Origin of the sequence: Streptomyces sp. NPDC050546 (assembly GCF_044457425.1) — a bacterium.
Classification (GTDB): domain Bacteria; phylum Actinomycetota; class Actinomycetes; order Streptomycetales; family Streptomycetaceae; genus Streptomyces.
Genome location: NZ_JBITGX010000015.1, coordinates 128,472 through 150,299, shown reverse-complemented (window position 1 = coordinate 150,299; position 21,828 = coordinate 128,472). Strand labels below are relative to the sequence as shown.

At 70.1% G+C, this 21,828-nt stretch carries 15 protein-coding genes and 3 pseudogenes; 12 read left to right on the top strand and 6 right to left on the bottom strand.

Annotated elements, in window-relative coordinates; genetic code table 11:
- The first annotated feature begins 22 nt into the window (after positions 1-22).
- From ACIBK5_RS32430 to ACIBK5_RS32380, 11 genes and pseudogenes are all read left to right on the top strand, one after another.
- A complete protein-coding gene (locus tag ACIBK5_RS32430) occupies positions 23-892 on the top strand; it encodes an ABC transporter permease (protein ID WP_399025144.1) in 870 nt (289 codons plus the stop codon).
- On the top strand, positions 892-1,734 hold the full coding sequence (locus tag ACIBK5_RS32425; protein WP_399025309.1) for an ABC transporter permease: 843 nt from the start codon (positions 892-894) through the stop codon (positions 1,732-1,734). The genes ACIBK5_RS32430 and ACIBK5_RS32425 overlap by 1 nt, the downstream gene beginning before the upstream one ends.
- A 62-nt stretch (positions 1,735-1,796) precedes the next feature.
- Positions 1,797-2,459, top strand: a complete 663-nt coding sequence (locus ACIBK5_RS32420) for a haloacid dehalogenase type II (RefSeq protein ID WP_399025142.1) — start codon at positions 1,797-1,799, stop codon at positions 2,457-2,459.
- A 327-nt stretch (positions 2,460-2,786) separates the two neighbouring features.
- Positions 2,787-4,241, top strand: coding sequence for an NAD-dependent succinate-semialdehyde dehydrogenase (locus ACIBK5_RS32415; RefSeq protein WP_399025140.1), 1,455 nt, complete (start codon positions 2,787-2,789; stop codon positions 4,239-4,241).
- 57 nt (positions 4,242-4,298) lie between these two features.
- A pseudogene (locus tag ACIBK5_RS32410) lies at positions 4,299-4,628 on the top strand (cupin domain-containing protein); the annotation flags it as partial.
- A complete protein-coding gene (locus ACIBK5_RS32405; RefSeq protein ID WP_399025307.1) occupies positions 4,510-5,220 on the top strand; it encodes an SDR family NAD(P)-dependent oxidoreductase in 711 nt (236 codons plus the stop codon). The pseudogene ACIBK5_RS32410 and the gene ACIBK5_RS32405, both read left to right, overlap by 119 nt.
- A gap of 133 nt (positions 5,221-5,353) precedes the next feature.
- The gene (locus tag ACIBK5_RS32400; protein WP_399025138.1) at positions 5,354-6,718 is read left to right on the top strand and encodes a pyridoxal phosphate-dependent decarboxylase family protein; all 1,365 of its coding nucleotides are present in this window, start codon (positions 5,354-5,356) and stop codon (positions 6,716-6,718) included.
- A 101-nt stretch (positions 6,719-6,819) separates the two neighbouring features.
- Positions 6,820-7,908 (top strand): ABC transporter substrate-binding protein, encoded by a 1,089-nt coding sequence (locus tag ACIBK5_RS32395; protein ID WP_399025136.1) that lies wholly within the window; start codon positions 6,820-6,822, stop codon positions 7,906-7,908.
- Positions 7,909-7,962: 54 nt separating this feature from the next.
- Positions 7,963-10,797: a SpoIIE family protein phosphatase gene (locus ACIBK5_RS32390; RefSeq protein ID WP_399025134.1), complete on the top strand. Its 2,835-nt coding sequence runs from the start codon at positions 7,963-7,965 to the stop codon at positions 10,795-10,797.
- Positions 10,798-11,305: 508 nt separating this feature from the next.
- Positions 11,306-12,751, top strand: coding sequence for a DUF1996 domain-containing protein (locus tag ACIBK5_RS32385; RefSeq protein ID WP_399025132.1), 1,446 nt, complete (start codon positions 11,306-11,308; stop codon positions 12,749-12,751).
- Between the two features lie 264 nt (positions 12,752-13,015).
- Positions 13,016-13,374: pseudogene (locus tag ACIBK5_RS32380) on the top strand (NAD(P)/FAD-dependent oxidoreductase); the annotation flags it as partial.
- A 53-nt stretch (positions 13,375-13,427) separates the two neighbouring features.
- Here ACIBK5_RS32380 and ACIBK5_RS32375 read toward each other — a convergent pair.
- Complete coding sequence (locus ACIBK5_RS32375) at positions 13,428-14,642, bottom strand: esterase/lipase family protein (RefSeq protein WP_399025130.1); 1,215 nt, start codon at positions 14,640-14,642, stop codon at positions 13,428-13,430.
- Between the two features lie 422 nt (positions 14,643-15,064).
- On the opposite strand from ACIBK5_RS32375, the gene ACIBK5_RS32370 reads away from it, so the two are divergent.
- Complete coding sequence (locus ACIBK5_RS32370; RefSeq protein WP_399025128.1) at positions 15,065-16,828, top strand: FAD-dependent oxidoreductase; 1,764 nt, start codon at positions 15,065-15,067, stop codon at positions 16,826-16,828.
- A gap of 43 nt (positions 16,829-16,871) precedes the next feature.
- Here the strand turns inward: ACIBK5_RS32370 and ACIBK5_RS32365 are convergent, their stop codons facing one another.
- The 5 genes and pseudogenes from ACIBK5_RS32365 to ACIBK5_RS32345 all read right to left on the bottom strand — a co-directional run bounded on the left by ACIBK5_RS32365 (position 16,872) and on the right by ACIBK5_RS32345 (position 21,776).
- A complete protein-coding gene (locus ACIBK5_RS32365) occupies positions 16,872-17,897 on the bottom strand; it encodes a magnesium and cobalt transport protein CorA (protein ID WP_399025126.1) in 1,026 nt (341 codons plus the stop codon).
- A gap of 195 nt (positions 17,898-18,092) precedes the next feature.
- Positions 18,093-19,429, bottom strand: a pseudogene (lysA, locus tag ACIBK5_RS32360) (diaminopimelate decarboxylase).
- Positions 19,426-19,740, bottom strand: coding sequence for an SAV_915 family protein (locus tag ACIBK5_RS32355; RefSeq protein WP_399025123.1), 315 nt, complete (start codon positions 19,738-19,740; stop codon positions 19,426-19,428). The pseudogene lysA and the gene ACIBK5_RS32355 overlap by 4 nt, the downstream one beginning before the upstream one ends.
- A 168-nt stretch (positions 19,741-19,908) precedes the next feature.
- Positions 19,909-20,805, bottom strand: a complete 897-nt coding sequence (locus tag ACIBK5_RS32350; protein WP_399025121.1) for an ABC transporter ATP-binding protein — start codon at positions 20,803-20,805, stop codon at positions 19,909-19,911.
- Positions 20,802-21,776 carry a FecCD family ABC transporter permease gene (locus ACIBK5_RS32345; protein WP_399025306.1) on the bottom strand — a complete coding sequence of 325 codons (975 nt, stop codon included), beginning with the start codon at positions 21,774-21,776 and terminating at the stop codon, positions 20,802-20,804. The genes ACIBK5_RS32350 and ACIBK5_RS32345 overlap by 4 nt, the downstream gene beginning before the upstream one ends.
- Positions 21,777-21,828 lie beyond the last annotated feature (52 nt).

Genomic DNA, 21,828 nt, shown 5'->3' with positions numbered 1-21,828 from the left:
TCTCGCACCCGGCAAGGTGCGTGTGAGAACGTCCCCGATACGGGGGCACCGCTCCCGCATCGCACTGGTCAACGCCGTCCCCGTCACGGTGTTCCTGCTGGTTCTGTTCGTCTACCCGATCATCGGCGTCCTCTCGCTGAGCCTGGAGGGCGACGCCGGCGGGTTCACCCTGCACTGGTACACCGACGCCCTCAGCGGCGCGAACCTCTCCGTGCTGATGTCGACGCTGCGGATCTCCGCCGAGACGGCCGTACTCAGCCTGCTGGTCGGCTTCGTCCTCGCGCACGCCATCGCCCGCATGCGGCCGGTGTTCGCGGCGCTCGCGATGCTGATCGTGGTCGTGCCGCACTTCATCAGCGCCCTGGTGCGCACCTACGGCTGGATCATCATGCTCGGCGAGCACGGCCTGATCAACACGCTGGCCACCTCGCTGCACGCGCCGGGCGCACCCTATGACCTGCTCTACAACGAGATCGGTGTCGTCATCGGCACCACCTCGGTGATGCTCCCCTACACCGTCCTGGTCCTCCAGGGCGTCATGCGGGGCGTGGACCGCAGGCTGCTCGCCGCAGCGGCCGGGTTCGGGGCCTCCCGCCCGACCATCTTCTTCAGGATCTACCTGCCGCTGGTCGCCCCCGGTATCGGCACAGCAGGCCTGCTCAGCTTCATCCTCTGCCTGGGCTACTACATCACCCCCGCCCTGATGGGCGGCGACAAACAGACGGTGGTGGCGGCGCTGATCGACCAGCAGGTGATGAAGCAGGACCAGTGGAACAGCGCCGCCGCCTTCGGCGTCATCCTGCTCCTGCTCACCTTCGCCGGCCTGGGCGTACTCGGCCTGGCCGGACTCCGCCGCAAGAAGACCGAACGTGGAGGGGGTGGCGGCTCATGATGGAACTGCCCGCCACCCGGGCCGGACACATCGGCCGCGCGACGAGCGCCACCGCCATCCTGCTGTTCCTTGCCATGCCCATCGTCATCATCCTGGTCACCTCGTTCGGCGCCGACGGCATCGGCACCTTCCCGCCGGAGGACTACAGCACTCGCTGGTACCAGCAGATGGCCGCACCCGAAGGCAACTGGGCCACCTCCATCGCCCTGTCCAGCCTGGTGGCCGCACTCACCACCGTCTTCTCCCTGATACTGGGCGTCACAGCCGCCACCGCACTGGCCCGCGGCCGGCTCCCCCTGCACGCGGCCGTCTACGGGCTGGTCCTGGCCCCGATGCTCATCCCCCAAGTGGTCATCGCACTCGGCCTGTTCCTGTTCTTCGAACCCGCCGGCTTGCTCGGCAGCCCCCTGGCGATCGCCCTCGGCCACACGGTCCTGGCCGCGCCCATCGCCATCCTCATCATGATCTCCACGCTGAAGGGCATCGACGAACGCCTCGAAGACGCCGCCGCCAGCATGGGCGCCAGCCGCATGACCATCGCCCGCCGCATCACCTTCCCCCTGGCCACCCCCGGCCTGATCGCCGCAGCCATCTTCTCCTTCATCACCAGCTTCGACGAGTTCTTCATCGCCCAGTTCCTCTCCACCCCCGACACCCGCACCCTGCCGGTCCTCGTCTTCAACGCCCTCCAGTTCGACGTCGACCCCACCGTCACCGCCGTCAGCGCCGTCCTCATCGCACTCGCGATCGTGGCCCTCGCCCTGGTCGCCCTCGTCCGCAGACTCGGCGGCCACCGCAACCAGCAGGGCGGCGGCCTCCTGCCGACGGAACCCCTCACCTGATCCGCGAGCCCTCCCTGTTCCATGTCCGCCGCTGCGGCGCCCCCCCTCGAACGGAGATCTCCGTGCGCGAAATCATCACCTTCGACGCCTACGGCACCCTCGTCGACTTCAAGCTCAACGCCCCCACTGTGGAGCTGCTGAAGGACCGCATCGCCGAAGTCGGCGTCGACGCCCAGGAGTTCCTCGGCACTTTCAACATCATGCGCTTCCAGGCGGTGGTGGAGCCCTACCGCCCCTACGCGGAGGTGCTGCGCTCCAGCCTGAGGAACGCCATGCGCCGACACGGGCTGCGCTACCAGGACTCCGACGGTGACGCCGTCGTCGCCCTCATCCCGACGTTCGGCCCCTTCCCGGAGGTTCCCGACGCACTGCGCCGCCTGAAGAACCGCTACGAGATCGCGATCATCTCCAACACCCAGGATGGCTTCATCGCGAAGAACATCGAGATCATGGGCGTCGAGTTCGATCACGTCATCACCGCCGAGCAGGCCGGCGCGTACAAACCGGACCGCCAGGCCTTCGAGTGCGCGTTCCAGAAGATCGGCGCCAGGCCGGAAGAGATCATCCACGTCGCCATGGGCTGGGAGTACGACATCATCCCGGGCCACGACCTGGGCTTCAAGCGCCTGGTGTGGATCAACCGCCGCAACCAGCCGGGCTCCCCCGCCTACGACTACGAGGAGCTCCCGGACCTGAGCAAGCTGCCCGAGCTGCTGGGCTGCTGAGCCGGCGGGGCCCGGCACCCTTGCCCGGTGCTCGGCCCGCTTCCACCCCGACAGCGGCACCCCCTGTCCCCTCCCCGTCGCAGGTGTGGTGCCCATCCTCGGACGTGCATCACGTCCGCCGGCGAAGCATGGGGCCCTCTCCCCCCGGTGGGCCCCGTGCTTCCGCCCGGACATCCCCGCGAAGCGCTGCCCGGTCAAAGGGCCGGCGAGCCGCAGCGCCGCTCCTTGCCTGTGCGTGCTCCCCGGGCCCGCTTCCCGGTCGGTGTCCCGAAACACCGGCCGCCCGTCGACAACACCGTCTGTTTCAGTTCATAGGAGAAGCCAGCCATGACCACGACCGTCATCCGTGACGTTCCCAAGCAGCTCTTCATCGGCGGCAGTTGGCGGGACGCGGAGTCCGGCCGGACACTGTCCGTCGACAACCCGGCCACCGGTGAGGAACTCTGCCAGGTCGCCGACGCGACCCCCGCCGACGGCAGACGGGCGGCCGAGGCAGCGGTCGCCGCACAGCCCGCCTGGGCCTCCACCCCGCCGCGTGTGCGCAGTGAGATCCTGCGCCGCGCCTACGACCTGATCATCGCGCGGACCGAGGACCTCGCTCTGCTGATGACCCTGGAGATGGGCAAGCCCCTGGCAGAAGCCCGCTCCGAAGTCGCCTACGGCGCCGAGTTCTTCCGCTGGTTCTCCGAGGAAGCCGTCCGCATCGACGGCGGCATGATGACCTCCCCCGACGGCAGGAACCGCCTCCTGGTCACCCGCCGGCCCGTCGGCCCCTGCCTGCTCATCACACCCTGGAACTTCCCCCTGGCCATGGGAACCCGCAAGATCGGCCCCGCCATCGCCGCCGGCTGCACCATGCTCCTCAAACCCGCCCCCCAGACCCCCCTGACCACCCTGGCCCTGGCCGCCATCCTCAAGGAAGCCGGCCTGCCCGACGGCGTCCTGAACATCGTGGTCACCACCGACGCCGCCGGCGTCGTCGAACCCCTCCTGCGCGGCGGGCAGATCCGCAAGCTGTCCTTCACCGGCTCCACCGGCGTCGGCCGGATCCTGCTCGCCCAGTGCGCCGACGCGGTCATCCGCACCTCCATGGAACTGGGCGGCAACGCACCCCTCATCGTCTTCGACGACGCCGACCTCGACACCGCCGTCGAAGGCACCATGGTCGCCAAGATGCGCAACATGGGCGAATCCTGCTGCGCCGCCAACCGCATCTACGTCCACTCCTCCATCGCCGAGGAGTTCGCCTCCCGTCTCGCCGCCCGTATGGGCGCCCTGACGGTCGGCGACGGCACCGAGCCCGGCACTGACGTCGGCCCCCTCATCGACCGGGCGGGCCAGAGCAAGGCCCACGACGTCGTCCGCGACGCCGTCAAGCGCGGGGCCACCGTCCTCACCGGCGGCGAGCTCCCCGAGGGTCCGGGCTGCTTCTACCCGCCCACCGTGCTCACCGGCATCGCCGCCGAGGCTTCGATCATGGACACCGAGGTCTTCGGCCCCGTCGCCGCCATCCTCACCTTCGACACCGAGGACGAGGCCGTCACCGCTGCCAACGACACCGAGTTCGGCCTGGCCGCCTTCCTGTTCACCCAGAATCTCGACCGTGCCCTGCGCGTCAGCGATAGCCTCGAAAGCGGCATGATCGGCCTCAACACCGGCATTGTCTCCAACCCCGCGGCCCCCTTCGGCGGCGTCAAGCAGTCCGGCCTCGGCCGCGAAGGCGGCCGTGTCGGCATCGGCGAGTTCCTCGAGTACAAGTACATCGCCGTCCCCGTGGCATGACGGCGCCGGCGGCACTGCCTTTTCCGCAGGCGGGCGTAGCGCGAGGACACCGAGACCTGCTACATCCTGAGCGGCCGCGCGGTCGTCACCGACGCCGCGACGGGCGAGACTTTCGAGATCTCCGCCGGCGACGTCGTCGTGCAGCCCCAGGACTGGTCGGGCCGCTGGGATGTCAAGGACAGGCACCACGAGTCGAGAGCAACGCTCGCCCGTTCAACCGACCCGCAACCCGCCGAGGGCAAGCATGAGACTCCAGAACGTCAATGCAGTGATCACCGGAGCGTCGAGCGGGATCGGTCAGGCAGTCGCCTCCCATTTCCGCCGCGAGGGCGCAAGCCTCCTGCTCACGGGACGGCGCCCCGAGTTGCCCGAAGACGATCCGGATGACCTCTACCTCCCGGGCGATCTCAACGACGAGTCCTTCGTCTCCGAACTCTCCGAGCGCGCGGCGGACCACCTGGGGGAGGTCCAGGTGGTCGTCCTCTGCCACGGCTTCCAGGCGTCCAGCCCCATTGCCGACATGAACTACGACGACGCCCGCGAGGTGCTGCACAGTAACCTCCTGAGCTCATTCCTGGTCATGAAGCACTTCATGCCGCTGGCTCCGGAAGCGGGGGCGTCGATGGTGTGCGTCAGTTCGCGTCTCGGCATGGTCGGCATGCCGAACCAGACCATGTACTCCGCGGCCAAGGGCGGCCTCATCGCGCTCGCGCGTGGCGCTGCCATCGAATGGGCGGACCGCAACATCCGTGTCAACGTGGTGGCGCCCGGCCTGACCGTGACGCCCGTCATCGAGGCGTCGTTCCAGCGACGACCCGACCCCGCCGCCTACCGGCGCACCAGGGAGGACTCCATCCCGATCGGCCGGCTCGCCACCCCTGAAGAGGTCGCTGACGCGGTTCTGTTCCTCGCCTGCCGGGAGTCGTCGTACATCACCGGCGCCGTCCTGCCCGTGGACGGGGGCTACACAGCGTTCTGAACCACGCACCGCTGCCGCCCGGGGAGGGGAGGCGGAAGGTCAAGGTTTCAAGAATCTTCTCCGGCCCCCTTGACCGTTCCACACTCCAGGCATTTATTTGGGCTCAAACAACATGGAGAAGGGGAGTGACGAGATGGATCTGACCAAGTGGCTGACCGCGGCGGTCGCGTCGAACACCGTGTGGGCGAAGACCTTCGGCTCCTTCGATCCGCACCCGGCGCTGGCCGTGGACGACGACCGCTTCGCCGCAGCGTTCGAGACCTTCACCGAGCGGTTGAAGGACAACTACCCCTTCTTCCACCCCCGCTACGCGGGCCAGATGCTCAAGCCCCCGCACCCGGCGGCCGTCGTCGGCTACCTGACCGCGATGCTGATCAACCCCAACAACCACGCACTCGACGGCGGCCCCGCCACCGCCGCGATGGAGCGTGAGGTCGTCCAGCAGCTGGCCACGATGTTCGGCTACGAGACCCACCTCGGGCACCTGACCACCAGCGGCACCATCGCCAACCTCGAGGCCCTCTTCGTGGCCAGGGAACTGCACCCCGGCAAGGGGATCGCCTACAGCACGGAGGCCCACTACACGCACGGCCGGATGTGCGGCGTTCTCGGCGTGGAAGGCTTCCCCGTTGCCACCGACGACCTCGGCCGCATGGACCTCGACGCGCTGGAGGAGCTGCTGCGCGGCGGACAGGTCGGCACCGTCGTACTCACCACCGGCACGACCGGGCTCGGCGCCGTCGAGCCGGTGCACGAGGCGCTGGCCCTGCGCGAGCGCTACGGGGTGCGCATCCACGTCGACGGCGCTTACGGCGGGTTCTTCACCCTGCTGGCCGGAGCGGACGGCCCGGAGGGGCTGCCGGCCGAGCCGTGGCGGGCCATCGCCCAGGCCGACTCCATCGTGGTGGACCCGCACAAGCACGGCCTCCAGCCCTACGGCTGCGGTGCCGTCCTGTTCCGCGATCCCGCGGTCGGCCGTTTCTACCTGCACGACTCGCCGTACACGTACTTCACCTCCGAGGACCTGCACCTGGGCGAGATCAGCCTGGAGTGCTCCCGCGCGGGTGCGGCGGCCGCCGCGCTGTGGCTGACCTTCCAGCTGCTGCCGCCCACCCCGGACGGACTGGGCCAGGTCCTGGGGGCCGGACGGCGGGCGGCGGTGCGCTGGGCCGGGCTGATCGAGGGTTCCGAGCACCTGGAGCTCTACCAGCCCCCGGAGCTCGACATCGTCAGCTACTTCCCCGTGACCGCCGGCACCCGCCTGTCGCAGATCGACGCGGCCGGCGGCCGGATCCTGAAGGAAGGGATGACCGACACCCTGGATCCGCTCTTCCTCAGCACGCTCCGGGTGGGTGCCGACCGCTTCACCGCCCGCCATCCGGGAGTCACCGCCGACGCCGACGGCGCACGGATCCTGCGCAGTGTGCTCATGAAGCCCGAGTCCGAGACCTACGTCGAGGAGCTGCACCAGCGGCTGGAGCGGCTCGCTCGCGCATGACTGCCCCGAGCGTCACGTCTGAGCCGACACGGTAGCCACAGGAGCAGGACCTATCCTGGTAAACACTGACTTAAACCGCACAGACGCTCTGGAGGCAGCCGGTGAGCGACATCGGAATTGACCGCAGAGCCTTCCTGAGCGGGGTCGGCGGACTCGCGGCGGGTATGGCTGCCGGGTCACTCACCGCATGTGACACGCGCACGGACCGCAGCTCCGACGACAACAGCAAAGTGCTCGTGGTCCGTGACTTCGGCGGCGCCTACGGCACAGCAAACCGAAAAGCCATCTACGACCCGTTCACCAGGGAATCCGACGTCCGGATCAAGGTGGTCAACTTCGGGCACACCCAGATACTCGCGCAGATCAAGGAAGGCCGTCCGCAGTTCGACGTCATGGACATCGACATGTCCAACCTGGTGCGCTTCGATCACGAAGGCGCCTCGGAGGAACTGGACTACGGCCGGCTGAAGAACACGAAGAACGCGGGAATCGCGGAGTCCCTGCTCACCCCCTACGGCGTGGGCAAGAGCTACTGGGCCAGCGTCCTGGCCTACCGCACCGACGCCTTCGACGGGCGGGAGCTCGAGTCATGGGCGGATTTCTGGAATCACGGAAACTTCCCTGGCAGCCGGTCCCTGCAGGGCACAGTGGACCTGCCGGAGCTGGAGTTCGCCCTGCTTGCCGACGGTGTGCGGCTCGACGGGCTGTACCCGCTCGACGTGGACCGCGCCTTCAAGGTCCTCGATGAGATCAAGGGCTCTGTGCGGAGCTTCTGGGAGTACGGCGCGGAGCCCGGTGAACTGCTCGATCGCGACACGGTCGTGGCCTCCAGCACCTGGGCCGGCCGCCTCCGGAATGTGATCGAGCGGGGGTCTCCGCTCGCCTACGAATGGAACGGCGCCCGCAGGCAGAGCAACGGCTACGGAATCCCGAAAGGCTCCTCGAACCCCGACGCCGCCTATCGGCTCATTGATTTTGCGCTGCGACCCGAAGTGCAGGCCCATATGGCCCGGCTCTACCTCGATGGACCCGTGGTCCCCGCCGCGTACGGATATCTCACCGAGGCCGTGGCCGTGAATCTGGCCAGCACTCCCGGGAATCTGCTGACGGGCTTCGACTTGGACATCGAGTGGTGGTTCGAACACCAGCACGACGTGACCAAACGCTGGGAGCAATGGGTGCGTACGTGACTGACCAAATGCGGCCATGTGGCTGTATACGTGCACTCATGGTAAAGAGTCAGTATGGTCAAGCACCTCGGCCGGCTCTCGGCCTTGAGGTCCCACGCTCTGGGCGGTGAGCGTCCCCGACCGTCCCCGGAGCGTTCCGGGGAACTTCCGCAGTGGGAGACCGACAGCCGGCCTCCGGGGAGACTCCGGAGGGCCCTGCCGAGGGTGCGCAGTGTCGCCGGCCAGGTGTTTCTGCTCCAGCTCGTGATCATGGTGCTGTTCGCCGCCGCCGCGAGCGGGGCTCTCGTGGTGCAGGCCCGCAAATCGAGCACACAGGAGGCCCGGCAACTGTCGATGGGCGTCGCGGAGTCCTTCGCGCAGGCCCCGGGCACGCTGGCGGCCATGAAGTCCGGCGACCCCACGGTCCTGCTTCAGCCGCGCGCGGAGGAGGCCCGGAAGAACACCGGGGTCGACTACGTCGTCGCGTTCGATCCACAGGGCTTTCGCTGGACCCATCCCGATCCGAAGCTGATCGGGAAGCACATCTTCGCCCTGCGCGAGGGCGCTGCCGCCGACCGGCCCTTCACCAAGACGTTCGAGGGCAGTCTGGGCCTCGCCGTGGACACGACCGTCCCGGTCCGTGACACCAACGGCACCACGATCGTCGGCTTCGTGTCGGTCGGGGTGACCGTCGCGAGCGTCGATGACGTGGTGCAGGACCAGCTGCCGCAGCTGCTGGGCTTCGCCGGCGCCGCCCTCGCGGTGTCCGCCGTCGGTACAGCACTGGTCTCCTGGCGGCTGAGGCGGCAGACGCGCGGGCTGGACCCCTCCGAGATGACCCGGATGTACGAGCACCACGACGCGGTGCTGCACGCCGTGCGCGAGGGCGTACTGATCATCAGCGGTGACGCCCGGCTGCTGCTCGCCAACGACGAGGCGCGGCGGCTGCTCGACCTGCCCGCGGACGCCGAGAACCGCAGGGTCACCGATCTCGGCTTGGCGGCGGACACCGCCGGGCTCCTGTGCTCGGCCCGGGAGATCACCGACGTGGTGCACCTTGCCGGCGACCGGCTCCTGGCCATCAACATCCGGCCCGTCGACCCCCATGGCCGACCCTCTGGAACCGTGGTCACCCTTCGTGACTCGACCGAGCTGCGCGCCCTGGCGGGCAGGGCGGAGGTGGCCCGGGAACGGCTCGGGCTGCTGTACGAGGCCGGGGTACGGATCGGCACCACGCTGGACGTCGTGCGCACCGCGCAGGAACTCGCCGAGGTGGCGGTACCGAGGTTCGCCGACGCGGCGACGGTCGACCTGCTCGATCCGATCCTGCGGGGTGCCGTGTCGGCGGGGCCGGGTCCCGAGATGCGCCGGGTGGCCGTACACGGCGACGGCGGTGCCCGCTCCCTCTACCCCGTGGGGGAGCTGATCCGCTTTGTTCCCACTTCTCCGGTCGCCGTCGGCGCCGAGCGGGGCCGTGCGGTCCTGGACGCCGATCTGACCAGCTCCGGCGGCTGGATGGCCGACCAGGACCCGGACCGTGCCCGGCGCCTGCTGGAGCTCGGCTTCCACTCCCTGATCACGGTGCCGCTCCAGGCCCGCGGTGTGGTGCTGGGCATGGCGAACTTCTGGCGCTCGGACGCCGATCCCTTCGGCCAGGAGGACCTGGCCTTCGCCGAGGAACTCGCCGCCCGCGCCGCCGTCGCCGTCGACAACGCCCGCCGCTACACCCGCGAACACACCCTGGCCGAGTCGCTCCAGCGCAGCCTGCTGCCCGGCTCCCTGCCCCACCACTCGGCCGTGGAGGTCGCCCACCGCTATCTCCCCGCCCAGGAGGGTGTGGGCGGCGACTGGTTCGACGTGATCCCCCTGCCCGGCGCCCGGGTCGCCCTGGTGGTCGGCGACGTGGTGGGCCATGGTCTGCACGCCGCGGCCACCATGGGCCGGCTGCGCACCGCGGTGCACAACTTCTCCTCCCTCGACCTGCCCCCGGACGAGCTCCTCGGGCATCTGGACGAGCTGGTCGCCCGGATCGACAGCGACGAGAACGCCGACCGGGACCATGAGAGCGTCTCGGGCGCCACATGCCTCTACGCGATCTACGACCCGGCATCCGGCGCGTGCGCATTCGCCCGCGCGGGACACCCGGAGCCCGCTCTCGTCCGCCTCGACGGCACCGTGGAATACGTTCGGGTACCCGGATCACCGCCACTCGGCCTCGGCGGCGGCCTGCCCTTCGAGACCACCGAACTCACCCTGCCCGAAGGCTCCCGCCTCGTTCTCTACACCGACGGCCTGATCGAGGACCGGCAACGCGGCATGGACGCCGGCCTCGACGCGCTGCGCGCCGCCCTGGCGCACCGGGACCGGACACCGGAGGAAACCTGCCAGGACGTCCTCGACGCCGTACTCCCCGCCCGGTCCAGCGACGACATCGCCCTGCTCGTCGCCCGCACCCGCCTGCTGAGCCCCTCCCAGGTCGCCGAGTGGGACGTGCCCAGCGACCCGGCAGTGGTCGCCGGCGTCCGGGCGGACGTCGCCCGGCGGCTGCAGGCCTGGGAGCTGGAAGACATGCCCTTCACCACCGAGCTGATCATCAGCGAGCTGGTCACCAACGCCATCCGCTACGGCACAGAACCGATCCGGCTCCGCGTACTGCACGACGACGACAGCCTCATCTGCGAGGTCGCCGACGGCAGCAGCACCTCACCCCACCTGCGCCGTGCCGCCACCACCGACGAGGGCGGCCGGGGCCTGTTCCTCGTCGCCCAGTTCGCACAGCGCTGGGGCACCCGCTACACAGCCCGCGGCAAGGTGATCTGGACCGAGCAGTCCACCCGGGCGCCGGCGGGCGACACGGACGAGATGTCGGCCGACGGCGTGCTGGACCAGTGGGAGGACGCGGCCTGGTGAGCTGCCGAGGCAGATGAGGCAGTGCACTCGCCTCGCTACGGTGCGCCGCCCCGAACTCCGCGGTGGCTCACGGCAGTCGGAACCACGGTCACGCCTTACGAGAGTCTGACGTGGGGTCGAAATCTCTGTCGCCTCAACTGCCCAAGTGGCGATGCTGGCTCCGCTGCTCACCCAAGGCGGGTGGCGGAGAGAGAGTTGAGGAACAGCGCATGAGCAGGCATACAAGGCGCACGTCACCGTCGCAGGCTCGACTGACCGTCGCCGGAGCGGGAGTCCTCGCGGTTGCCGCGGCGTGACCTCCTTCCACGTCCAGGGACAGAAACTGACACACCGTCGAGTGGTCAGCTAGGAGTCATCGACCTTGCGGTGACGAAGGACGAGCAGTTCACGGCAAGGTAGCGCGTCCGTCCACCCGCTCTCGCCGGCAGGGATCCTCCCCCATCGCGTTCACCGCGGTGCCGCCACACACACGACGCCCCCCTCGATTCGAAAAGCTCATAGGAGCCCCATGCGCCACCACACACCCAAGCGGTCCAAGTCAACCAATCGAGCCATTGCCGCCATAGCAGGCTTGGCCCTGGGGGCAGGAGGGCTGATATCGATCAACATGTACGCCTCAGCCGACGAGAGCGGAACCGGCAACTCGACGAAGCGCTCCTCGACGGGCCGGACGCAAGCGCTCGCCGCCGGAACCGCCACCATCAGCTGCCCGGACGTCGGGGCCAAGCTGACCTCGGTCCCCAACCAGGCCAGGGCACAGGTGGACAAGGAACTCGCGCTCCTCGACGGACAAGTGGCCGAGGCGTACCAGCGGCTGCAGAACTCGGCGCAGGCGATCCAGAAGGACAGCAGCTTCGCCGACAACGCGATCATGGGGCCGTTGAAGGACAAGCGGGTCGCAACGATCGACCGGATCGCGATCGCCATCGGCAGGACGGGAACGAGGCCGCAGGGCCTCGACTCCCTGGCCGCCTGTACGCTGCGCGCCTCGGGCAACCAGCAGGGCACCGGCCAGGACGGCAACAGCGGACAAAGCGGCAATGGCCCCGTGGCCGCCGACTTCGTGGACATCACCACGGTCCAGCCGAATGTGAGGAACCCCCGCAAGACGCGTGGCGCTTCCCGAGGCGTCTTCACCACACAGTGCGGCGTCAACGCGAACAAGCTGTACAACTCCGACAACGTCATCGTCGCCCCGGGTGTCGGAAACGGCGCGCACCATACGCACGACTACGTCGGCAATCAGGGCAACAACGCCTTCGCCGGCAACGAGGAGTTCGCCGCTGCCGGGACCAGTTGCCGCAACAAGGGGGACAAGTCCACGTACTACTGGCCGGTGCTCCGTCTCCAGGACGGCACCCAGGAGTTCGACGCAGGGAAGCCCGGCGGCGGAGCCGAGGGCAACACCGGCCGCATTCTGACGGCCTCGCGGGTCACCTTGAACTTCGTGGGCAGCCCAAGGGGCAGGGTCGTGGCCATGCCCAGGTTCCTGCGCATCATCACCGGTGACGCCAAGGCGTTCACGAACGGCACCGCCAACGCCAACGCGTCTTGGAGCTGCACCGGCTTCGAGAACCGGCAACTGACGGACAAGTACCCGGTCTGTCCCGAAGGCAGCAGCCTGGTCCGTACCTCCAAGTTCCAGAGCTGCTGGGACGGCCGGGACGTCGACAGCGCGAACCACCGGTCACACGTCGCCTTCGCCGACCCCAGGACCGGCAGCTGCCCGAACGGTTTCAAGGCCATTCCGCAGCTGGTCCAGCGTCTGGTCTACGACGTGGACGCGCCCAGCCTCAACGACAACGGAGCGTCCAGCCCGTTCTATGCGGTGGACGGTTTCCCTGAGCAGATGCACAAGCCGATCACGGACCACGGTGACTTCATCAATGTCTTCGACGAGACGCTGATGAACCGGATGGTGCAGTGCATCAACACCGGACGAAAGTGCCGATGACCGCCTCCGGGCAAACGTTCGCCACCTGAGCCTCACCCGCCCGGGCAGGAGCCCTGGGGACGGCACGGATCGCCCTCGAGCTCCTCCCCTGGGGCGAGCACTTCACCCCCATCCCGCCGGTGCGCCGCATGGGCGACGAGGAGTTCCGCGGCGAGAGCGGCAAACGCTGCTCGCCGGGAACGCGCTGCACGCCGACCTCGCACCGGAGGCCGCGGGCAGCGGAGGCTTCGGCCGGCGGGCTGGAACAGTGCTTGGACCAGCTCGGAGCAGGACGTGATGGCCGACCGGATCGAGCGCCAGGTCGAGCGGTTCGCTCCCGGCTTCCGCTCCCGTATCCGCGCGCGGCGCGTCCTGGCGCCGCCCACGCTCCAGTCGCTCGACGGCCATCCGCACGGAGGCGTCCTCAACGGCGGCACCGCGGCCCTCCACCAGCAGCTCGTGTTCCGCCCCGTCCCCGGCACCGGCAGTCCAGAGACACCCGTGGGTCGTCTCAATCTCGCCTCCGCCTCCGCCTCCGCCCATCCGGGTGGCGGGTCCATGGCGCCCCGGGAGCCAATGCCGCCCGGGCGGCTCTGCACCGGTACCGGCTCGGACCGAACGGGCTCATCTACGCCCTGAAATGAGCACGGCACACCGGGAGAGACCCGCCGCGGACGGCAGCCCCCGTCAAGAAGGATCAGTCAGGCAGCCGGTCCAGCAGCCACTCGCCGAGTTCCTGGGTGATGGCCGTGTGCGCGGTCGTGGCCGAGGAGCAGATGAAGTCGTCGAACTCGCTCTCCTCCGGCGGCAGGTCGTCGATGTTCGCGTAGAGGTCCTTCTGCTGGTCGATGTCGCGGATCGCGACCGCGCTGACCGAGGGGACGAAGCAGACACTCTCGTGCCGCGGATCGACCTCGGCTCCGGCCTTCTTCAGCGTGTCGGCGAGGATGCCGTACGAGCGGAGGGTGCCGCCGGGGGCGCCGTCCAGTTCGGGGAAGTCGTTCGTCGTGATCGTCTTCTCGGCCGGGGGGAACCTCCGCTTCAGCTCGGCGACGATGACGTCCTTGCCCTGGGCCTGGGTGTAGAAGGTCGTGCCCGGGTAGATCCGCCCGACCTTCAGCGCGCTCTCGCCGGGCGGGATCGTCAGGCCCGTGCCGTCACCACGGCCGTTGGCGAGAGCCAGCCTGCGAGGGATGGACGGCCAGCCGCCGATCCGCGCCAGTTCCTCCAGGAACTGTTCGCGCTCGGGCGCGATCCCGATCTCCCCGGTCCCCGGGTCGTAGTGCCGCCAGAGCATCTGCCGGGCGGCCGGGCTGTTCATCTGCCGGGCGAAGGGGTTCGGGACCGGGATGAAGTGTGCGAACGCCTGGAGGCCGATGGGCACGAAAGCGCCGCGGTGCGGGCTGTCGTAGGAGAAGTACAGGCGGGTGCGGTGGTCCATCCGCAGCATCTCCATCTTGGCGAGGGCATAGCGGGTGACCAGCCCGCCCATGCTGAAGCCGCCCACGGTCAGCGGCGCGTCGCCCAGTTGCTCGGCGGAGGTTCGCATGATGGCGGCCATCGCGGCTTCGGCGTTGTCCGGGACCGAGGCGGAGCGCTCGTCGAATCCGAGCAGGATGACGTCGCGGCCCCGGCGGCGCAGTTCGCTCAGGAGGGGGTGGTCGCGGTCGAGACCGGCGTACAGCGACTTCAGGTCGCTCTTGCCGAGGTTGAAGCCGTCGGCCATGATCACCGGCCGGGTGATGCCTCGGTTGCCTTCGCCGTAGACGACATGGACGAATCCGTTCGGCAGTTCCCACTGCTCGTCGGGCTCCGGGACCGGATACGGCAGTGGGGCCGACGGCTCGGCACTCACGGGGGCGGCGAGAGTGAACTCCCCGACGGTCCGCTCGGCCTGCTCCTGCTCGGACAAGGTCGTCTCCTTCCGTGCGCGCGCATGGCACAGCAGCCCGCTCCGGAGGCGGACTGAAGGACTGTGAGCGGCGCGAGGACAGACCCATCGTCAGAGGTGCTGTCGCAGGCCGGACATGAAATGCCCGGCCCTTCATCCGTACGAAGGGACCGGGGGTGAGTGGCGAATAGGTTCGGCGTGCCGCCCGTTCGGCCCACTGGAGAGCGGCGAAACGCCGGGTCGGCCCGGTCCGGGCGGCGCGCGTGGCGCGAGGCAGCCGCGTGCCGTCCCGACCGCGCGGCGGAGCAGTCCGTCGCCCTCGTCGGCCGCAACCGCAGCGTCGTGTGATGCGGCATCAAGCCAAAGTCGTGTCCGCCGTCTTCCGGGATCGTCGCCCCGCTCATATCCTCGGGCGCCGATGTTACCGACGGTAAGGGATGGCGATGAGCGGCACCACGCGCAGAGACTTCCTGGGCACTGCCGCGGCCGCCGGCGGTGGGGTCGCTCTCGGAACCCCGCAGCGGGCTTCGGCCGAGAGCGGCGCGGCGGCGCGGACCGTGGCCGTGCTGGGCGGGGGCGTCGCCGGGCTCACGGCCGCTCACGAACTCGCCGAGCGCGGCTTCCGGGTCACGGTCTACGAACGCAAGGCGCTGGGCGGCAAGGCCCGCAGCATGGACGTGCCGGACAGCGGCACGGGCGGCCGCAGACCCCTGCCAGGAGAGCACGGCTTCCGCTTCATCCCCGGCATCTACCACAACTTGCCCGACACCATGCGGCGCATCCCGTTCCCCGGCAACCCCAACGGTGTGCACGACAACCTCGTCGCCCCGAAGGAGATGCTGTTCGCCCGGTCGGGCGGCCGCGAGGACATCCGGCTCCCGCTGCCCGGGCACGGTGACGCCCCGGCCGAACTCACCCCCGACGAGATCCGCCGCGCCCTCACCGGGGTGCTGGACACGGCCTTCAACCTCCCCCTCCACGAGGCCCTCTACTTCGCCAACCGCTTCCTGGTCTTCCTGACCAGCTGCGACGAGCGCCGCGACGACGTATGGGAGCGGACGCCGTGGTGGGAGTTCGTACGGGCCGGACAGATGTCCGACGACTACCAGCGGATCCTCGCCGTCGGCATCACCCGCAACATCGTGGCCACCAAGGCGGAGGAGGCCAGCACCCGTACGGTCGCCACCCTGATGGAGGCCTTCGTCTTCAACCTCCTCGGGCGGGGCGCGGACGGACCACTGGACCGGATCCTCAACGCGCCCACCAACGAGGCCTGGATCGACCCGTGGGTGACATATCTGAGGTCACTCGGGGTGGAGTTCCGCGTCGGCTGGACCGTACGTGACCTGACCCTGGGCGGGGGTGCGATCACCGGAGCCGTCGTGGAGGACCCGGATGGCGCGCGCCGGACCGTCACCGCCGACCACTACATCTCGGCGATGCCGGTCGAGCACGCCCGCCGCACCTGGAACTCCGCCGTACGCGCCGCCGACCCCCAACTGGCCGAGTGCGACCGGCTGGAGACGGACTGGATGACCGGCATCCAGTTCTATCTGACCGAACGTACGCCGATCCTGCACGGCCACCTCAACCTCATCGACTCCCCGTGGTCGCTGACCGCGATCGCCCAGGCCCAGCACTGGCCGGGCCACGACTTCCCCGCCGACTTCGGCGACGGCACGGTCGCGGACTGCCTGTCCGTGGACGTCTCGGAGTGGGACCGGCCGGGCATCCTGTACGGCAAGACGGCCAAGCAATGCACCCGTGCCGAAGTCGCCCGCGAGGTGTGGGCACAGTTGAAGGCGGCGCTCAACGACAGCGGCCGTACGGTCCTGAAGGACTCCGTGCTGCACTCCTGGTTCCTCGATCCGGCCGTGGACGGACTGGGCACCCCGAACCCGGTCAACGAGGAACAACTGCTCATCCACCCGGTGGGGACCTACCACCACCGCCCGAGATCGGCCACGAAGATCCCCAACCTCTTCCTGGCCGGCGACTACGTGGCCGTGCCCATCGATCTCGCCACCATGGAGGGCGCCAACTGCTCGGCCCGGCAGGCCGTGAACGCCCTGCTGGAACGGATCGGGTCGACCGCCGAGAGGTGCACCGTGACCCCGTTGTACCGGGCTCCGGAGTTGGAGGCGCTCAAGCGGCACGACCGCACCCGCTACCGCCTCCGGCTGCCGAATCTCTTCGACGTCGGCTGAAGGCCCTCCGCGTCCCGCCGAGGACGTGCCGGAGAGCGTCCGGTCAGAGCCAGCGCTTCTTGCGGAAGACCAGGTAGACGAGGGTGACCAGGGCCGCGGTGGTGATCAGCACCGCCGGGTAGCCGAACAGCCATCGCAGCTCGGGCATGTGGTCGAAGTTCATGCCGTAGACGGCCGCTATGGCGACGGGGACGGCGATCAGGGCGGCGGCCGCGCTGATGCGGCGCACGTCGTGGTTCTGCTGGACGCTCGTCTGCGCGAGGGCCATGGTCAGGGCGTTGTCGACGAGTTCGGTGAGCACGGTGACCCGCTCGGCGGCCTGGGCCAGGTGGTCGGCGACGTCACGGAAGTACGCGGCCAGCTCCCGGTCCACGCCGGGGACACGGCGCTCGGCGAGCTCGCCCAGGGGCTGGGCCAGCGGCGTGACGGTGCGACGCAGTTCGAGAAGCTCGCGTTTGAGCTGGTAGACGCGGCCGACGTCGCGTCTGGCGTCCGGGGAGAAGGCGTCGAACTCGACCTGGTCGACGTCTCCCTCCAGGGCGGCGACGACGTCGAGGTACTGGTCGACGACCGTGTCCGCGATCGCGTGCAGCACCGCGCCGGGTCCGTGGGCCAGACGACCGGGGTCGGCTTCCAGACCGGTGCGGACACCGCCCAGGTGCCGGGCGGGATCATGGCGTACGACGACGATGAAGTCGCGGCCGACGAAGGCCATGATCTCGCCGGTGCCGACGATGTCGGTGGTGGGTGTCAGTTCCTCGTGTTCGAGATAGACCGCGGTGCGCAGGACGAGGAAGAGGGTGTCGTCGTAGCGCTCCAGCTTGGGACGCTGGTGGGCGTTGAGGGCGTCCTCGACGGCGAGCGGGTGCAGGCCGAAGGCCCGGGCGACGATCTGGAGCTGTCCGGCGGTCGGGGCGTGCAGGCCGATCCAGACGAATCCGCCAGGGGTGGTGCGGGTGGCCTCCATGGCCTCGTCCAGCGCCAGCCGTCCGGGCCTGCGACGCCCGTACTCGTACAGGGCACAGTCGACGACGGGGATCTCTTGCCGAGGCGTGTCGTGGGCCGTCATGGCTCACCTCCTTGCGGGACGCGGGTGTTCGCGCGTGCCGCGACTACCACCTTTGCACGGAAGCGTGAACAGCGTCCTGGGACGAGGAGCGGGACGAGCATCCGGGGCGGGGAGGCCAGGGCAGGCTGGTCACCTCCGGGCGAGGGCCGGGGCCGAGGCTCGCCCGAAGGTGGTGGGCGGGGGGCGGGGGCCGGGCTAGAGGCCCACGTCCCGGCTGCGGATGTCGTCCAAGGACTCCCGGCGTACGAGGAGCCGGGCACGGCCGTCCCGCACGGCGGCCACCGGCGGGCGGCCGACCAGGTTGTAGCCGCTGGCCATCGACAGGTGGTAGGCGCCGGCGACGGGCACGGCGAGGAGGTCCCCGGGGCGTACGTCGTCGGGCAGCGGGACGTCGGCGGCGATCACGTCACCGGCCTCGCAGTGCCGCCCGACGACGGTCACCAGGGCCGGGGACGCACTGCCGCGCCGGCCGATCAGGCGGGGCGCGTACCGCACCCCGTACAGCGCCGGGCGGGGGTTGTCGCTCATGCCGCCGTCGACCGCCACGAAGGTGTGGCCGCCGGTGCGCTTGACGGACAGGACGTGGTACAGCGCGATGCCCGCCGGGCCGGCGATGGCCCGGCCCGGCTCGATGATCAGGCGCGGCACGGTGAGGCCGGCCGACGCGCACGCCTCGGCCAGCTCCGCGCGGACCTTGCGGGCCAGGGTGGTGAGGTCGAGGGCCTCGTCGCCGGGGCGGTAGGCGATGCCGTGGCCGCCGCCGAGGTCGAGCTCCGGCAGGACCAGGCCGTGCTGCTCGTGCAGCCGGGCCATCAGCCCCACCATGCGGCGTACGGCGGAGAGGTAGGGCTTGACGCCGGTGATCTGTGAACCCAGATGGCAGTGCAGGCCCGTCAGTTCGAGCTGGGGCTGGTCGAGGATGCGGGCGATGGCGTGCTGGGTGTAGCCGTCGGAGATCGACAGGCCGAACTTCTGGTCGTCCGTGCCGGTACGGACCTTGGCGTGGCCGCCGGCGCTGATGCCGGGCACCACCCGGACCATGACCTTCTGATGGCGCCGGGTCCGACCGCGGCCGCCAGCCGGGCGATCTCCGAGGGGCTGTCGATGACGATCCGTCCGGCGCCGAGGCGCAGGGCGGTCTCCAGGTCGCGCGGCGACTTGGCGTTGCCGTGCAGGACGATCCGCTCGGGCGGGAAGCCCGTGGTGACCGCGAGTTCCAGCTCACCGGCCGAGCAGACGTCCAGGCCCAGGCCTTCCTCCTCCATCCAGTGGACCATGGCCCGGCACAGGAACGCCTTGGCCGCGTAGAGGATTTCGGCGTCGGGGAAGGCGGTCCGGTAGGTGCGGCAGCGGTCGCGGACCTCGCTCTCGTCCAGGACGTAGACGGGGGTGCCGAAGCGGTCCGCCAGCTGCGCGAGGGGTATGCCGCCGACGGTCAGGTCGCCCGGGCGGGGCTCGGTGGTGGAGGCGGGCCACACCGACAGGCCGGCGGCGGTGCCGGCGGTGACCGCGGGTTCGTGGACGGTCGTCATCGGGTGATCCCCTCTCCCGCGATCAACAGTGCCAGTGGCGGCTCGGCGGCCTGCGGGCGCGGCGGCGCGGCCATGGACTGCGCCGGTGCGCCGGCAGGGGCACGGGTGCCGGTCCGTGCGGGGGCCGGTGCGCAGAGCTGCGGGTCGACCGTGAGGCTGGTGACGCCGAGCGGTGCGGTCAGCGCGCGCAGCGCGGGCTCGGCGAGCCTGATCCACTCCTGGCCGGGGCCGAGCGTCTCGGCCAGTGCGCGCCGGGACGTGAATCCGACGCTCGTGCGCTCACCGAGTGGTGTGCGGAAGAGACGGGCCACGCACCCGCCTGGTCCCGGCCGGACGGGCACGAACAGAGGTCCGGCCGGGAGGCGATCGGAAGGCTCCGGGTCTTCACCGGGCAAGACTTCTGGCATGGGACGCCTCCTGGAAGGTGCCGGGTGACGGACACCCCGGTGCGGGACGCGTACCGGGGCTCTCCGGTGAGGCTATGCCCGGCTCGCGGGGTGCTCCGACCCTTCATGACGCGACGCTGACGGCGAGGGGGCCGATGCTGACGGATCCCTGACGCCAGGGGCCGGGGCCTGGGGGTACGCCGTTCCGGACGGGCGGCCGGGAGCAAGCGGCCGGGCCGCGTACGTGATGCGGACGACGCCGTCTTCGTGCCGCTCGGTCCTGCCCAGTACGCCGAAGACACCGCGCAGGATGTCCGGCGTCAGGACCTCCAGTACGGGTCCTGCCGCCACCACCTCGCCCTCGTGGAGGACGACGAGGTGGTCGCAGAGCCGGGCGGCGAGGTCGAGGTCGTGCAGGACCGCCAGCGTGGTGACCCCGGTGCTGCGGATCAGGTCCAGGAGTTCGAAACGGGCACGGATGTCGAGGTGGTTGGTGAGTTCGTCCAGGACCAGGAGGTGCGGGCGCTGGGCGAGGGCGCGGGCCAGGAGGACGCGTTGGCGTTCGCCTCCGGAGAGGGTGGCGTAGTCGCGGTCCGCGAAGGGTGCGACGCCGCAGCGGTCGACCGCCTCGGTCACGGCCCGGCGGTCCTCGGTGCCGTCCCGGCCCATGAGGCCGTGGTGCGGTGTGCGGCCCAGGGCGACGATCTCGGTCACGGTCAGGCCGGTGGTGGTACCGGCGTCCTGGAGCACGGCCGCCGTGCGGCGGGCGGCGGTGCGCGCGGACAGCTCCCAGACGTCGTCGTCCCCCACCCTGACCACGCCGTCCGCCGGGCGCAGTGAGCGGTAGACCGCGCGGAGCAGGGTGGACTTGCCGCTGCCGTTGGGCCCCACGAGCCCGACGATGTCGCCCTTGGCGGCCTCCAGACTCACCTCGCGGAGGATCGGCTTGCGGTCCAGGGTGATGTGGAGGTTGTCCACGGTCAGTTTCATACGGTGTCCAGGCCCTTGTCGCGGCGCAGCAGCCACAGGAAGAAGGGGGCGCCCAACAGGGCGGTGAGGATGCCCAGCGGCAGTTCGTTGGGGCGGTTGACGGTGCGGGAGAGCAGGTCCACCACGACCAGGTAGACGGCTCCTAGGAGTGCGGTCAGGGGCAGCAGCCTGCGGTGGTCGGCGCCCACGGTGAGGCGGACCAGGTGGGGGATCATCAGGCCGACGAAGCCGATGCCGCCGGCGACGGCGATGACGGTGCCGGTGAGCAGCGCGCTGATGACCAGCAGGACGGCGCGCAGCCGGTTGACGTCCACGCCGAGCGCGGTGGCGGACTCGTCGCCGGCCAGCAGGGCGTTGAGCCGCCGTCCGAACAGGGTCAGTACGACGGTGCTCGTCAGGACCACGACCGTCACTGTGGGCAGTTGGTCCCACTGGGCGCCCGCGACGCTGCCCAGCATCCAGAACATCACGGTCCGCAACTCGGTGGGTGTGGCCAGCAGTTGGACGAAGCTGGTCATCGACAGCAGGACGTAGCCGACGGCGACTCCGGCCAGGACCAGGCGGGTGGGGGCCAGGCGGCCCCGCCGCTGTCCGAGGGCGAAGACCAGGGCCCCGGCCGCCAGGGCACCGACGAACGCGGCACCCGACACCCCGAGGCCGGCGAGCCCGCCGAGTGCGGCACCGCCGAGGGTGATGACCAGTACGGCCCCGAGCGAGGCACCGTAGGAGAAGCCCAGGACGATCGGGTCGGCGAGCGGGTTGGAGACCAGGGTCTGCAGGACCGCCCCGGCGATGGCGAGGCCCGCGCCCACCAGGGCGGCCAGGGCGACGCGCGGGGCCCGGAAGCTCCAGACGATCTGGTCCGTCGCCGGGTCGGCGGTGGCGCCCTGCCCGGTGACGTGGTGCAGGAGGATCCGCCACACGTCGGCCACCGGGATGTTGACCGCCCCGATGCTCACCGCCACCACCATGACGGCGACGAGCACCACCAGCAGCGCGCCGACGGCCAGGTACAACCGCGGG

Coding starts and splice junctions, on each gene's coding strand:
- ACIBK5_RS32425 (WP_399025309.1), top strand. CDS start 892: ATGGAACTGCCCGCCACCCGGGCCGGACACATCGGCCGCGCGACGAGC.
- ACIBK5_RS32415 (WP_399025140.1), top strand. CDS start 2,787: ATGACCACGACCGTCATCCGTGACGTTCCCAAGCAGCTCTTCATCGGC.
- ACIBK5_RS32400 (WP_399025138.1), top strand. CDS start 5,354: ATGGATCTGACCAAGTGGCTGACCGCGGCGGTCGCGTCGAACACCGTG.
- ACIBK5_RS32390 (WP_399025134.1), top strand. CDS start 7,963: ATGGTCAAGCACCTCGGCCGGCTCTCGGCCTTGAGGTCCCACGCTCTG.
- ACIBK5_RS32385 (WP_399025132.1), top strand. CDS start 11,306: ATGCGCCACCACACACCCAAGCGGTCCAAGTCAACCAATCGAGCCATT.
- ACIBK5_RS32370 (WP_399025128.1), top strand. CDS start 15,065: ATGAGCGGCACCACGCGCAGAGACTTCCTGGGCACTGCCGCGGCCGCC.
- ACIBK5_RS32365 (WP_399025126.1), bottom strand. CDS start 17,897: ATGACGGCCCACGACACGCCTCGGCAAGAGATCCCCGTCGTCGACTGT.
- ACIBK5_RS32350 (WP_399025121.1), bottom strand. CDS start 20,805: ATGAAACTGACCGTGGACAACCTCCACATCACCCTGGACCGCAAGCCG.
- ACIBK5_RS32345 (WP_399025306.1), bottom strand. CDS start 21,776: ATGGTGGTGGCGGTGAGCATCGGGGCGGTCAACATCCCGGTGGCCGAC.